Source organism: Embleya sp. NPDC056575, from assembly GCF_042793325.1.
Classification (GTDB): domain Bacteria; phylum Actinomycetota; class Actinomycetes; order Streptomycetales; family Streptomycetaceae; genus Embleya.
This window is the reverse complement of record NZ_JBHTVA010000023.1, coordinates 25,375-37,860: the sequence shown is the minus strand read 5'-3', so window position 1 is coordinate 37,860 and position 12,486 is coordinate 25,375. Positions and strand designations below refer to the sequence as shown.

The window sequence follows — 12,486 nt, the reverse complement described above, 5'->3', positions numbered from 1 at the left end:
CGTGACGATCGACCCGGTCACCTTCGACGGCCGTCCCGCCGTGGGTGAGTTCGACCAGGATCGCGCCGAGCGCGCGGTTCGGGAGCTGCTGCTCGCGGTCGGGGAGAACCCCGACCGCGAGGGCCTCAAGGACACCCCGGCGCGGGTGGCCAGGTCGTACCGGGAGATCTTTGCGGGACTCCGGCAGGAGCCGGAGGACGTGCTCACCACGACCTTCGACCTCGGCCACGACGAGCTGGTCCTGGTCAAGGACATCGAGGTCTACAGCACCTGCGAGCACCACCTGGTCACCTTCCACGGCGTCGCCCACGTGGGCTACATCCCGTCGGAGGACGGCCAGATCACCGGCCTGTCCAAGCTGGCCCGCCTGGTCGACGTCTACGCCAAGCGGCCGCAGGTGCAGGAGCGGCTGACCACGCAGATCGCCGACGCGCTGGTGAACATCCTGCGCCCGCGCGGGGTGATCGTGGTGGTCGAGTGCGAGCACCTGTGCATGACCATGCGCGGCATACGCAAGCCGGGTGCGCGCACGCTCACCTCGGCCGTACGCGGCCAGTTGTTGAACGCGGCCACCCGCGCCGAGGCGATGAGCCTGATCCTGAGCCGGTAGCGATCCGAGGACACCCGGTCGCGAGCCGACGAGGTGCCGATAACAAGTCGCGACGCAGTAGTCGGGGGGGGGGGGGGGGGGGGGCCCGGCCCCCCCCACCGCATGAAAGCGAACAAACCCACCCCCCCCCCCCCCCCGGGGGGCGCGCGGGGGGCGTCCTAACCCCCGCGGGGCCCGGTGGGGGGGGGGTCGGCGGGGCCCGCCCCCCCCCCCCCCCTACTCTGTTCCCCATGACAGCGACGACCGGCCCGCGCCATCGGGCTCCCGACCGCCCGCCGAGGGTGCGCGGCCTGCCCGAGTTCGGCCGGTGCGCGGTCATGGGTGTGGTCAATGTGACCCCCGATTCGTTCTCCGACGGCGGTCTCTGGTTCGACGCGAAGGCCGCGATCACGCGCGGGCTCACGCTGATCGAGCAGGGGGCCGACCTGATCGACGTGGGCGGCGAGTCGACCCGCCCGGGGGCCGGTCGGGTGGACGCCGACGAGGAACTGCGGCGGGTCGTGCCGGTGGTGCGCGAGTTGGCCGCGGCCGGCGCGGTGGTCAGCGTGGACACCACCCGGGTCGAGGTGGCGAGCGCGGCGGTGGCGGCCGGCGCCCGGCTGGTCAACGACGTCAGCGGCGGGCTCGCGGATCCGGCGATGGCCGCCTACGTGGCCGAGAGCGAAGTGCCCGTCGTGGTCATGCACTGGCGCGGCCACTCGCGCGGGATGCAGGAGCGGGCGGACTACTCCGACGTGGTCGCCGAGGTGCGCGCCGAACTCGCGGAGCGTATGGACAAGGTGGTCTCGGCCGGGGTCCACCCCGACGCGATCGTGCTCGACCCCGGCCTGGGCTTCGCCAAGACGGCCGAACACAACTGGCCACTGCTCGCCCACCTGGACGCGCTGCACGACCTCGGTCGTCCGCTGTTGGTGGCCGCGTCCCGCAAGACCTTCCTGGGCCGGCTGCTCGCCGCCGAGGACGGCACACTGCGCCCGCCCCGCGGGCGCGACGACGCGACGGCCGCGGTCTCCGCGCTGGCCGCCGCCGCGGGCGCGTGGGCCGTCCGTGTGCACGAGGTGCCCGCTTCGCTCGACGCGGTCAAGGTGGCGGCTGCCTGGCAGGAGGCCCGATGAACCCGATCGACGACCAGACGTCGCCCGAGGCGGACGCGGTACGCGAGGTCAACCTCGCGCTGTGGACGGCCGTCGAGGAGGGCGACATCGACGCCCTCGGCGCGATCTGGGCCGACGGCGCCGACGCGCCGAGCGTGACCTGTGTGCATCCGGGCTGGCCCGCGCTGCACGGACGCGCGGAGATCCTGCGCTCCTACGCGCTGATCATGGCCAATACCGCCTACGTGCAGTTCTTCCTGACCGACGTCGAGGTCAAGCTGGCCGGCGAGGTCGCGGTGTTGTCCTGCACGGCCAACATGCTGACCGGGATGGCCGAGGAGGACGGCGGCGACGAGACGGGTTTCGCCGGGGGCCGCGCGGTGGTCACCAACGTCTTCCGGCGCACCCCCGCGGGCTGGCGGTTGTGGCTGCACCACGCGTCCCCGGTGATGGCGGAGGTCGACGCCGAAGAGGAGATCTGACCGATCCCGACCGCTTCGAGGTGTCGTTCGGGTGCGTTCGAGGCACCCGGACGACGGAACCTGTCGGGACCGCTGGGTACATTCGTACCGCACAGAGGTGGTCCGGCCGTCGGCGCGACCGCCCCTCGACCGGAAGGGCGACCGACCGTTCGGGGTGCGCAGTGATGGGATACGCGCCGAGGAGGCGACTGATGCTGGACCGCGTCTCGCTGCGGGGGCTGAAGGCCCGCGGCAATCATGGAGTGTTCGCGAAGGAACGCGAAGAGGGCCAGACGTTCGTGGTCGACGTCGTGCTGGGGCTGGACACCCGGCCGGCCGCGCGGGCCGACGACCTCACCCTCACGGTCCACTACGGCGAGGTCGCCGAGGACGTGGTCGGCGTGGTCCAGGGCGACGCGGTGGACCTGATCGAGACGCTGGCCCAGCGGATCGCCGACGTGTGCCTGGCCCGGCCGCTGGTGCAGGAGGTGGAAGTGACCGTGCACAAGCCCGACGCCCCGATCACCGTCCCGTTCGACGACGTGACCGTGACCATCGTGCGGGGGCGCGACCGATGACCGACCCCTCCGCCGCCCGGACCCCGCGCGAGCCGGCCCCCGAGCGCCCCGCCGAGACCACCGCGCAGCGCGCGCAGCTGTCCTGGAGCCGGGTCGTGCTCGCGCTCGGCAGCAACCTGGGCAACCGGCTCGAAACCCTGCAGGGCGCGGTCGACGAGATCGCCGACACCCCCGGGGTGACCCTGCTGCGGGTGTCCCCGGTCTACGAGACCGACCCGGTGGGCGGCCCCGAGCAGGGCACCTACTTCAACGCCGTGGTCGAGGTGCGCACGCTGCTCACCCCGGATCTGATCCTGGAGCGCGCCAACTCGATCGAGGAGGCGTTCCAGCGGGTCCGGGTCGAGCGCTGGGGACCGCGCACGCTCGACGTGGACGTGATCTGGTTCGAGCACGTGACGCGGGACGACCCGCGGCTGACCCTGCCGCATCCGCGCGCGCACGAGCGTTCGTTCGTGCTCGCGCCCTGGCACGACATCGACCCCGAGGCGGAGCTGCCGGGCCACGGTCCGATCGCCGACCTGCTCGCGCGGGTGGGCCCGGCCGGCGTGCACCGCCGTGACGATCTGGAGCTGACCGCAGACCGATGAAACCCACGCGCCCGCTCGTCCTGCTCGCCCTCGCGCTGGGGGCGGGCGGCATCGCGTATGCCGGAATCGACCTGTGGGACTCGCGCGGGACACCGCCCGTGGTCCCGATCCTGGCGCCCATCGTGCTGCTGTGCCTGGCCGCGGTCGCGCTGGCCACGGCGTTGTCCCTGCGCTCGCGGCTGCGGGCGCAGCGCGAGCGGCGCCCGAACGCGCGCGCGGTGGACCCGCTGGTCGCCGCGCGCGCGGTGGTCTTCGCCAAGGCGGGCTCGCTCGTCGGCGCCCTGGTGGTCGGTCTGTACGGCGGCTACGCGCTCTACCTCTCGCACTTCCTGGAGGTCTCCGAGCGCTCCGCACAGGCCCAGCGGTGCGCGTTCGCGGTGGGCGCGGGCGTGCTCCTGGTCGGCGGGTGCCTGTTCCTGGAGCGCATACTGCGCGTGCCCGAGGATCCCGAGGACAAGTGAATCGGGGGCCGGTACCCACCATCCGGTAGGCGGTACGGGCGGCCCGCCCCGCTCACCCCTCGATGGTGTCCAGGACGACCTCGGCCGGCGGGATGTCCCGCTCCTCCGCGCCGATCGACCGCCGCAGCGCCTCGTGCAGCCGCGCCGGGGTCAGCACCCCCACGAACCGGTCGCCGTCCACCACGGCGATCCAGCCGGCGTCGTGCTGCAACATCTCGCCGAACGCCTGCTTGAGCGAGGCGTTCACGGGCACCCACGCCTCCATCCGCCGGGCCCGGTCGCGCACCGTGCCGGTGGCCACCCGGTCGTCCACCCAGCCGTGCAGATCGCCCGCGTCGTCGAGCACCACCGCCCAGCGCGAGCCGGCCGCGCGCAGCTTCGCCAGCGCCTCGGGCATCGGGTCGTCCAGGCGCACGATGGGCGGCAGTTCGAGGTCGTCGGGGGTGATCTCGGTCACCGACAGCCGCTTGAGCCCGCGGTCGGCGCCGACGAAATCGGCGACGTAGTCGTTGGCGGGTGCGCCGAGCACGCTGGAGGGCGTGTCGAACTGCTCGATGCGACCGCCCATCGAGAACACCGCCATACGATCGCCGAGCCGCACCGCCTCCTCGATGTCGTGGGTGACGAACAGGATCGTTTTGCGCAACTCCTGTTGCAGGCGCAGGAACTCGGTCTGCAGGTGCTCGCGCACCACCGGGTCCACCGCGCCGAACGGCTCGTCCATCAGCAACACCGGCGGGTCGGCCGCGAGTGCGCGGGCCACGCCGACCCGCTGGCGCTGACCGCCGGAGAGCTGGTGCGGGTAGCGGTCGCCGAGTTTCGCCGGGTCCAGGCCGACCAGCTCCAGGAGTTCGACGCCGCGCGCCTTGGCCTTCTTGCGGTCCCAGCCCAGCAGGCTCGGCACGGTGACGGTGTTCTCCAGCACGGTGCGGTGCGGGAACAGGCCGCCGGACTGGATCACATAGCCCATCCGTCGGCGCAGCTTGACCGGGTCGGCCCGGGTGATGTCCTCGTCGTCCAGGAAGATCCGCCCGGACGTGGGCTCGATCAGCCGGTTGACCATCTTCATCGTGGTGGTCTTGCCGCAGCCGGACGGGCCGACCAGGGTGACCAGCTCGCCCGTGGCGACGTCCAGGGACAGGTCCGCCACCGCGTCGGTGCCGTCGGGGTACCGCTTGGTGACGCGGTCCAGCCGGATCATGGGGGCCCTCCGGGGCATGGCAGGCGGTCGTGGCAGGTGTCCGGAGACCCGAGTGTTTCCCGACCCCCCAGGGGAGGCAACGTACCCGGGTGCCCCTGCCCGCACACCGGGTGTGTCCGCCGTCACGGGCATGCGTGTCCGACCCCCTGGGTACTGTTCGCCCGTGATTGTGGCCTCCGGTGACTGCCTGAAGCGCAACTCGTGGATCTGCGGGAAGTACTTCGACGAGTACTCCGGGGAAATCACCGCGGCGTTGCGCGAACACATCTATCTGACCGTCGTCTCGGTGGCGATCGGCGTGCTCATCGCGTTCCCGATGGCGCTCGCGGCCCGGCGGTGGCGCCCGGCGGGCAGCGTGCTGCTCGGCTCCACCACGATCCTGTACACGATCCCCTCGCTGGCGATGTTCGCGATCCTGCAGCCGTTCACCGGGTTGACCGAGACCACCGTGATCATCGGTCTGGTGCTGTACTCGCTGACCATCCTGGTCCGGAACATGCTGGCCGGCCTGCGGGCGGTGCCGCCCGATGTGGTCGAGGCGGCGAAGGGGATGGGCTACGGGCCGGGACGACTGCTCTTCCAGGTCGAACTGCCGCTCGCGCTGCCCGCGATCATGGCGGGCGTGCGGGTCGCCACGGTGTCCACGGTCGCGCTCACCACGGTCGGCGCGATCGTCGGCTCGGGCGGCCTCGGCAATCTCATCTACTCGGGCATCGACACGTTGTTCAGGGCGCAGGTGCTCACCGCGTCGGTGTTGTGCGTGGCGCTGGCGATCGTGGCGGACCTGCTGTTGCTGGGCGTACAGCGGTTGTTGACGCCGTGGGAGCGGGCGAACGGCCGCAAGCGGCGGTTGCCGCTCGTGTCCGCGCCGGCCGCCGAGGTCGACACACGAGCGGGGGCGGCGGCGTGACCGTACTGGGAGACGCCTGGGACTGGTTGGCCGACGGCGCGAACTGGAGCGGCGAGAGCGGGGTGTGGAACCGGCTCACCGAACACGTCCTGCTGACCGTGGTGTGCGTGCTCATCTCGGTCGCCATCGCGTTGCCGATCGCGCTGTGGCTGGGTCATCTGGGCCGGGGCGGCGCGCTCGCGATCAACATCTCCAATATCGGCCGGGCCATCCCCACGTTCGCGGTGCTGGTGCTGCTCGGGCTCAGTCCGATCGGCATGGGCGACACCGCGACGATCATCGCGCTGGTGCTGTTCGCGATCCCGCCGGTGCTCACCAACGCCTACGTCGGCATGCGCGGAGTGGACCGGGACGTGGTCGAGGCCTCGCGCGGCATGGGTATGACCGGCGGTCAGATGTTGCTGCGCGTCGAGCTCCCGCTCGCGCTTCCGTTGATCATGACGGGAATTCGTACGTGTGCCGTTCAGGTTGTTGCCACGGCAACACTCGCGGCACTGGTCGCGGGGGGCGGTCTCGGGCGCATCGTCACGGCCGGTTTCGACCTGCAGGACAACGGTCAAGTAGTCGCGGGGGCCTTCCTCGTGGCCGCGTTGGCTTTGGTGGTGGAGGGCCTGTTCGCGCTCGTGCAGCGGTTCACGGCCCGGACACCGCGTGGCGGTGTGACCTCGTGAGAACGGAAAGGGCGGTGCATCGCATGCCGAAGCGGCGTGGTGGAACGGGTATGACGGTCGGTGTGGCGGCGGGACTCTCGCTGGTCTTCCTGGTGGGCGCGACGGGGTGTTCGTCCTCGGACGACGACAAGACGACGGTCGGTTCGGCCGGCTTCACCGAGTCCGAGATCCTGGCGCAGATGTACAAACAGCTGCTCGACAAGGGCGGGGTGAAGGCGAGCATCAAGACGGTGAAGAACCGTGAGCTCTACGAACCCGAGCTGGAGAAGGGCAAGATCGCGGTCGTGCCGGAATACGCGGCGACCATGGCGGAATTCCTGAACCGCAAGAAGAACGGCCCCGACGCGGCTCCGGTCGCCTCGCCCGATGTGACGGCCACCGTCGCCGCGTTGAACACGCTCGCGGGTCCGGCCGGACTCAAGAGTGGCGAACCCTCGCAGGCGGTGGACCAGAACGCGTTCGCGGTGACCAAGGACTTCGCCGCGAAGTACAACCTCAAGACGCTGTCGGACCTCGGCAAGGCCGGTGTCGACGTGAAGATCGCGGCGGGCGAGGAGTGCAAGACGCGGCCGTTCTGCGCACCGGGCCTGGAGAAGACGTACGGCATCAAGGTCTCGGGTGTGGACCCGCTCGGCGTCGGTACCACCGCCGCCAAGCAGGCGGTCAAGAACGGCAGCGACCAGCTGGTCCTGACCACGTCCACCGACGCCACCCTGGACCAGTTCGGCCTCGTCGTGCTCACCGACGACAAGAAGCTGCAAAACGCCGACAACGTGCTTCCGGTGGTCAACTCGGGCAAGGCGGACAAGATTCTGCCGCTGGTGAACAAGCTCGCCCCGGTGCTCACCACCGAGGACCTGACCGCGCTGAACAAGCAGGTCGACGAGGACCGCAAGAAGCCGGCCGATGTGGCGAAGGCATACCTGAAGTCGAAGAACCTGATCTGATTTTTCGGTAAAACCTCGTCACCGGCAAATACCCCGACGCCGGCCGGAGTTGCATATGGCCGGCCGGCGTTCCGGGCCGTTTCGAGCGCAGTTGCGGGTAGCGAAGGCGGAAAACGACACGCGCGGACGACAGCCCCCGCACCGAGCCGAACACCGTGTGCGCGCTAACGTCTCCATATGCCCCGTGGACGCCATCGCTCGGTCTCGACCGCCACACGCATATCCCTGCTTGCCGCCATATGCGCACCGGCGCTGGTCGCCGTTGTGCTGGCGGTTGTCGCGGGGGGTGCGAACACCCTTCGAATCGCCGTGCTGCTCGGTGTGTCGTCCGCCGTCGGCGCGGTCGCTTGGGTGGTTCGCGGGAGCACCGCGCACCAGCGGCGCCTGGCCGAGGAGAGCATCGCGCGGCGTCGCGAGCGCGAGCGCATGGCCGAGGAACTGCGGCTGGCCGTCGAGCGGGCCGAGGAACACGGGCTGGTTCTGGACGTGGCCGCCGAGCATCTGACCTCGCGTCCGCAGCAGTTGACCCCCGATCTGTTCGCGCGGGCCTCGGCCGTGCTCGATCTGCTGGACCGCCGCGGTGGTGGGGCCCGGCCCACGGCGCCGTCCATCGTGCCGTCCGTGCGGCGGCCTCCGGTGTCCTCGCCGGACCTGGTGCGGGCCTACGCCGCCTCGATGTTCGGCCCGGGTGCGCGGCCGGGCGTACGGCCTCCGGTCGCGCCGGCGGCCGCGGTCGCGGCGGCCGCGAACGAGGCGGTGCGGGGCGACGAGCGGCGCGTCGCGCCTGTGGCGGGCGCGCGGGCGATGCCGGAGGCGGGTGCCGGGCCTCGGGCGGGCGCCGTGTCCGAGTCCGCGCCCGCGACCGGGTCGACGGCCGCGCCCACGGCGGCGTCGGCGCCCGGGTCCGGGAAGGCGGGTGTGCCCGAGCCTGCGATCGCGGCCGTGACCAACGCGACTCCCGTGCCCGCGGCGACGGTTGATGCCGAATCCGGGCCTGCGGCCGCGCCGACGCCCGTGGCCGCGACCGTGCCTGGAGCCGAGACCGTGCCGGCCGTTGCGGCCGTGCGGCCTGCGGCGCCGATCGCGCCGCCCACCGAACTGACCCGGTACACCGAGGCCGTTCGCGTCGCCGAGCAGCCCGCCGGCGCCGGGACCACGCCCGAGGCGGCTGCGCCCGTCGCGGAAGAGCGGGCCGCCGAGGCGCCGGCCGACGTCCCGGCCACCGGGAGCCCCGCGGATGTACCCGCCGCGACCGAAGCCGCGGACGCACCAGGCGTCGAAAGCCCCACGAGCGTGCCCCTCGCCGCCGAGACCGCCGAGGTGACCCGGATGGTGCGGGACAAGGTGCTCGAGGTGACCCGTCGGGTGGCCGGCGCCGGTGCGTCCGGTCGGTTCGACTTCTTCGCGCCGCGTGCGCCCCTGGCCGAGCCGGAGGCCACCGGCTTCCTCACCGACGAACTGTTCGGCTCCGACGCGCGCTACGACGCGCTCATCGCCGGCCGCCCGCCTGTGGACCCGGTCGAGCCGGCCGACGTCGCGCCCGAGACCGACGACATCGAGGCCGACCGGATCGCCGACCCGGTGCACGCCGAGGCCGAGGCCCCGGCAGCACAGCCCGCGCCGGTACACCGCGGCCAGGGTGTGCGCTTCGCCCCCGCCGAGCCCGGCCGGACCCCCACCGGCGCCGCGCGGCGCAAGCCGCTCCCGGTGGACCTCACCGCGCACGACGACACCGAGGAAATCCCCCGCATCGACATCCGCAAGCACGCCTAGACGGCTGTGGGCGGACCCCGGCGGGTCCGCCTACTTGTCGATGTCGCCGACGACGAAGAACAGCGAGCCCAGGATCGCCACCATGTCCGCGATCAGGCAGCCCGGCAGCACCTCGCCGAGCACCTGCACGTTGTTGTACGACGCCGAGCGCAGCTTGAGCCGCCACGGGGTCTTCTCGCCCCGGGACACCAGGTAGTAGCCGTTCAGGCCGAGCGGGTTCTCGGTCCACGCGTACGTATGGCCCTCGGGCGCCTTGAGCACCTTCGGCAGCCGCAGGTTCACCGGCCCCTGCGGGAGGCCGTCGAGCCGGTCGCAACACGCGTCGGCGAGGTCCAGGCTCACGTGTACCTGCTCCAGCAGGCATTCGAAGCGGGCCAGGCAGTCGCCCTCTTCGCGGGTGACCACGCGCAGTACGTCGCTCAGCTCGCCATAGGCCAGGTACGGCTCGTCCCGGCGCAGGTCGAAGTCGACCCCCGAGGCGCGCGCGATCGGCCCGCTGACCCCGTACGCCGCCACCACGGCAGGCGTCAGTACGCCCACGCCCCGGGTGCGGGCGCGGAAGATCTCGTTGTCGGAGACCAGGTCGTCGAGCCGGGCCAGCCGGGTGCGCACCGTCGCCACCGCGTGCCGCACCCGCCCGGTCCAGCCCGCCGGCAGGTCCTCCTTGAGGCCGCCGACCCGGTTGAACATGAAGTGCATACGACCGCCGGAGATCTCCTCCATCACCGCCTGGATCTCCTCGCGCTCGCGGAACGCGTGGAAGATCGGGGTGATCGCGCCCAGCTCCAGCGGATACGAGCCGAGGAACATCAGGTGGTTGAGCACCCGGTTCAGCTCGGCGAGCAGGGTCCGCGCCCACACCGCGCGCTGCGGCACCTCCATGCCGAGCATGCGCTCCACCGCCAGCACCACGCCCAGCTCGTTCGCGAACGCGCTCAACCAGTCGTGCCGGTTGGCGAGCATCACGATCTGCCGGTAGTCGCGGACCTCGAACAACTTCTCCGCGCCCCGGTGCATGTAGCCGACGATCGGCTCGGCGGAGACGATCCGCTCGCCGTCGAGCACGAGTCGCAACCTCAGCACGCCGTGCGTGGAGGGGTGCTGGGGCCCGATGTTGAGCACCATGTCGGTCGTGTCGAGCTGGTCGGCGCCGATACCCACGCCCACGGTCCTGGCGGTCATGGACCCTGAGTCTGCCAGTAGTCACGGCCTCCTTCGCACCCTTGTGTGCCCAGCTGGGAAGGTTGCCCCTATGAAACCGGCCGACGACGCCCTGGCGCCCCCCGACCTCGACTGGCGTTCCGTTTCGGAACAGCTGTACCGGATGCGCCGGGCGCTGCTGTTCGGCGTGTGCATCCTGTTCGCGATACTCGGCGGCGGCCTGCTCGGGTGGCTGGTCGTGTGGTGGGCGGGCGCGGTGTTCGTGGTGGGGGTGGCCGGCTTCGGGGCCTGGGCGCTCCCGCTGATCCGGCGCAACCAGCGTTCGTGGCGCTACGCGGAGCGGGCCGACGACCTCCTGATCGAACACGGTGTGCTGCTGCGCAGGCTGGTGGTGGTGCCGTACGGGCGGATGCAGTTCGTGGACGTCGCGGCGGGTCCGCTGGAGCGGCACTTCGGGATCGCCACGGTGACCCTGCACACCGCGTCGGCCTCCTCCGACGCACGGGTGCGGGGCCTGCCGCCCGCCGAGGCCGCGCGCTTGCGTGACCGGCTCGCGGCGCTGGGCGAGGCCCGATCGGCGGGGCTGTGACCGGCGACGAGCGACCGGTGGAGCCGTCGGTCGAGCAGCCGGTCGAGCAGCCGGGCGATGGGTCGGGCGCGCCGACGGTCGAGCCGCGTCGGCTGCACCCGCTGACCCCGCCCGCGCGCGGCTGGGTGGTCATCGCGGCCTGCCTCGGCGTGGTGGTGCACAACGTCAACTCCGGTTGGGCGACCCCGGGTCGGCTGATCATCGGGCTCGGCGTGCTGGTGCCGCTCGCGTTCGCCTACGGCTATCTGTCGTGGTGGTTCACCACGTTCCGGATCGAGGGCGACGACCTGCGGATCGATTCCGGGATGGTGTTCCGCCGGACCCGGCACGTGCGCCTGTCCCGGCTCCAGGCGGTCGACGTGGTGCGTCCGCTGGTGGCCCGGCTGTTCGGGCTGGCGGAGTTGCAGTTGCAGGTGGCGGGCGGGGACAAGGCCGAGGCGAGTCTGTCCTACCTGGGCGAGGCCGACGCGCAGCGGTTGCGGGCCGAACTGCTCGCGCGTGCCGCCGGGGTGCGGCCGGACGTGGGGGAGGCGCCCGAGCAGCCGCTGGTGGCGGTGCCGCTGTCGGCGGTGGTCGGCTCGGTACTGCTGTCGGTGGGCACGTGGGCCGCGTTGGCGCCGAGCGTGGCGATCCTGGTGTTGGCCTTCGTGCTGCACGAACTCGCCTTCGTGTTCGGGACGTTGCCGTTGTTCCTGGCCGCGTGGCAGTTCACCGCGGGCCGGGTGATCCGCAACTTCGACTTCACCGTGGCGCGCTCGCCGGACGGGTTGCGGTTGCGGCACGGGCTGCTGGAACAGCGGCATCAGACCGTGCCGCCCGGTCGGGTCCAGGCGGTGCGGATCGTGCAGCCGTGGTTGTGGCGGTTGCCCGGCTGGGTCCGGGTCGAGATCAACGTGGCCGGCTACGGCGGCAGGGACACGGACGCCAAGGAGACGATCCTGCTGCCGGTGGCGCCGCGCGCGGTCGCCCACGGGCTGCTCGGACAGATCCTGCCGGGTGTGGACATCGATGCGATCGAGCTGATCCCGGCTCCGCGCCGGGCCCGCTGGCACGACCCGGTGGGCTGGTCGGCCTACGCCTACGGCGCGGACGCCGAGGTGTTCGTCGCGCGCAGCGGGCGCTTCCACCGGATCCTCGACGTGATCCCGCACGCGAAGGTGCAGAGCGTACGACGCACCCAGGGGCCGTGGGAGCGCCGGTTGGGCCTGGCCACGGTGCACCTCGACTCGACCCCGGGCCCGGTACACGTGCGGGTGGCCCGACGGGACGCGGTGGAGGCGGACACGATCGTCGCGGAACAGGCCGAACGCTCGCGTACCGGGCGTCGTGGAGCGGGCACGGAACGCTGGATCCAGGGGGCATCTGACAGCTCGTCAGGTTCCGCCTCTTCCCTCGGCGAGGGCGCCGGTTAATATCTGACGCATCGTCATATTCGCAGGGAGG

14 protein-coding genes are annotated in these 12,486 nt (G+C 71.9%); 12 read left to right on the top strand and 2 right to left on the bottom strand.

Annotated elements, in window-relative coordinates:
- Position 1 precedes the first annotated feature (1 nt).
- The 6 genes from folE (at position 2) to ACFRCG_RS19570 (ending at position 3,791) form a co-directional block, all read left to right on the top strand.
- Complete coding sequence (folE, locus tag ACFRCG_RS19595) at positions 2 to 610, top strand: GTP cyclohydrolase I FolE (protein WP_078976559.1); 609 nt, start codon at positions 2 to 4, stop codon at positions 608 to 610.
- 230 nt (positions 611 to 840) lie between these two features.
- Positions 841 to 1,725: a dihydropteroate synthase gene (gene folP, locus ACFRCG_RS19590; protein ID WP_380033079.1), complete on the top strand. Its 885-nt coding sequence runs from the start codon at positions 841 to 843 to the stop codon at positions 1,723 to 1,725.
- Positions 1,722 to 2,186, top strand: coding sequence for a nuclear transport factor 2 family protein (locus ACFRCG_RS19585; RefSeq protein ID WP_078976561.1), 465 nt, complete (start codon positions 1,722 to 1,724; stop codon positions 2,184 to 2,186). The genes folP and ACFRCG_RS19585 overlap by 4 nt, the downstream gene beginning before the upstream one ends.
- A gap of 194 nt (positions 2,187 to 2,380) precedes the next feature.
- Entirely contained in the window at positions 2,381 to 2,743 is a 363-nt protein-coding gene (folB, locus tag ACFRCG_RS19580) for a dihydroneopterin aldolase (protein ID WP_380033222.1), read from the top strand.
- Positions 2,740 to 3,330, top strand: a complete 591-nt coding sequence (folK, locus tag ACFRCG_RS19575) for a 2-amino-4-hydroxy-6-hydroxymethyldihydropteridine diphosphokinase (protein ID WP_380033077.1) — start codon at positions 2,740 to 2,742, stop codon at positions 3,328 to 3,330. The genes folB and folK overlap by 4 nt, the downstream gene beginning before the upstream one ends.
- Positions 3,327 to 3,791, top strand: coding sequence for a DUF3180 domain-containing protein (locus ACFRCG_RS19570; protein ID WP_380033075.1), 465 nt, complete (start codon positions 3,327 to 3,329; stop codon positions 3,789 to 3,791). The genes folK and ACFRCG_RS19570 overlap by 4 nt, the downstream gene beginning before the upstream one ends.
- A gap of 52 nt (positions 3,792 to 3,843) precedes the next feature.
- Here ACFRCG_RS19570 and ACFRCG_RS19565 read toward each other — a convergent pair whose 3' ends face one another.
- Positions 3,844 to 4,992 (bottom strand): ABC transporter ATP-binding protein, encoded by a 1,149-nt coding sequence (locus ACFRCG_RS19565; protein WP_380033073.1) that lies wholly within the window; start codon positions 4,990 to 4,992, stop codon positions 3,844 to 3,846.
- Between the two features lie 169 nt (positions 4,993 to 5,161).
- On the opposite strand from ACFRCG_RS19565, the gene ACFRCG_RS19560 reads away from it, so the two are divergent.
- From ACFRCG_RS19560 to ACFRCG_RS19545, 4 genes are all read left to right on the top strand, one after another.
- Entirely contained in the window at positions 5,162 to 5,902 is a 741-nt protein-coding gene (locus ACFRCG_RS19560) for an ABC transporter permease (RefSeq protein WP_380033220.1), read from the top strand.
- Positions 5,899 to 6,573, top strand: a complete 675-nt coding sequence (locus tag ACFRCG_RS19555; protein ID WP_379999013.1) for an ABC transporter permease — start codon at positions 5,899 to 5,901, stop codon at positions 6,571 to 6,573. The genes ACFRCG_RS19560 and ACFRCG_RS19555 overlap by 4 nt, the downstream gene beginning before the upstream one ends.
- Positions 6,574 to 6,623: 50 nt before the next feature.
- Positions 6,624 to 7,520: an ABC transporter substrate-binding protein gene (locus ACFRCG_RS19550; protein ID WP_379999015.1), complete on the top strand. Its 897-nt coding sequence runs from the start codon at positions 6,624 to 6,626 to the stop codon at positions 7,518 to 7,520.
- 309 nt (positions 7,521 to 7,829) lie between these two features.
- Positions 7,830 to 9,293, top strand: a complete 1,464-nt coding sequence (locus ACFRCG_RS19545; protein WP_380033071.1) for a hypothetical protein — start codon at positions 7,830 to 7,832, stop codon at positions 9,291 to 9,293.
- Between the two features lie 30 nt (positions 9,294 to 9,323).
- Here ACFRCG_RS19545 and ACFRCG_RS19540 read toward each other — a convergent pair whose 3' ends face one another.
- Complete coding sequence (locus ACFRCG_RS19540) at positions 9,324 to 10,475, bottom strand: NADH-quinone oxidoreductase subunit D (RefSeq protein ID WP_380033069.1); 1,152 nt, start codon at positions 10,473 to 10,475, stop codon at positions 9,324 to 9,326.
- 70 nt (positions 10,476 to 10,545) lie between these two features.
- Between ACFRCG_RS19540 and ACFRCG_RS19535 the strand changes: the two genes are divergently transcribed.
- Both ACFRCG_RS19535 and ACFRCG_RS19530 read left to right on the top strand, forming a co-directional pair.
- Positions 10,546 to 11,043, top strand: a complete 498-nt coding sequence (locus ACFRCG_RS19535; protein WP_101897100.1) for a PH domain-containing protein — start codon at positions 10,546 to 10,548, stop codon at positions 11,041 to 11,043.
- On the top strand, positions 11,040 to 12,455 hold the full coding sequence (locus ACFRCG_RS19530; protein WP_380033067.1) for a PH domain-containing protein: 1,416 nt from the start codon (positions 11,040 to 11,042) through the stop codon (positions 12,453 to 12,455). The genes ACFRCG_RS19535 and ACFRCG_RS19530 overlap by 4 nt, the downstream gene beginning before the upstream one ends.
- The last annotated feature ends 31 nt before the right edge of the window (positions 12,456 to 12,486 follow it).

Excerpts from the sequence above, each read along its gene's own strand:
- folP (WP_380033079.1), top strand. The coding sequence starts at position 841 with ATGACAGCGACGACCGGCCCGCGCCATCGGGCTCCCGACCGCCCGCCG.
- ACFRCG_RS19585 (WP_078976561.1), top strand. The coding sequence starts at position 1,722 with ATGAACCCGATCGACGACCAGACGTCGCCCGAGGCGGACGCGGTACGC.
- folK (WP_380033077.1), top strand. The coding sequence starts at position 2,740 with ATGACCGACCCCTCCGCCGCCCGGACCCCGCGCGAGCCGGCCCCCGAG.
- ACFRCG_RS19570 (WP_380033075.1), top strand. The coding sequence starts at position 3,327 with ATGAAACCCACGCGCCCGCTCGTCCTGCTCGCCCTCGCGCTGGGGGCG.
- ACFRCG_RS19565 (WP_380033073.1), bottom strand. The coding sequence starts at position 4,992 with ATGATCCGGCTGGACCGCGTCACCAAGCGGTACCCCGACGGCACCGAC.
- ACFRCG_RS19550 (WP_379999015.1), top strand. The coding sequence starts at position 6,624 with ATGACGGTCGGTGTGGCGGCGGGACTCTCGCTGGTCTTCCTGGTGGGC.
- ACFRCG_RS19540 (WP_380033069.1), bottom strand. The coding sequence starts at position 10,475 with ATGACCGCCAGGACCGTGGGCGTGGGTATCGGCGCCGACCAGCTCGAC.
- ACFRCG_RS19535 (WP_101897100.1), top strand. The coding sequence starts at position 10,546 with ATGAAACCGGCCGACGACGCCCTGGCGCCCCCCGACCTCGACTGGCGT.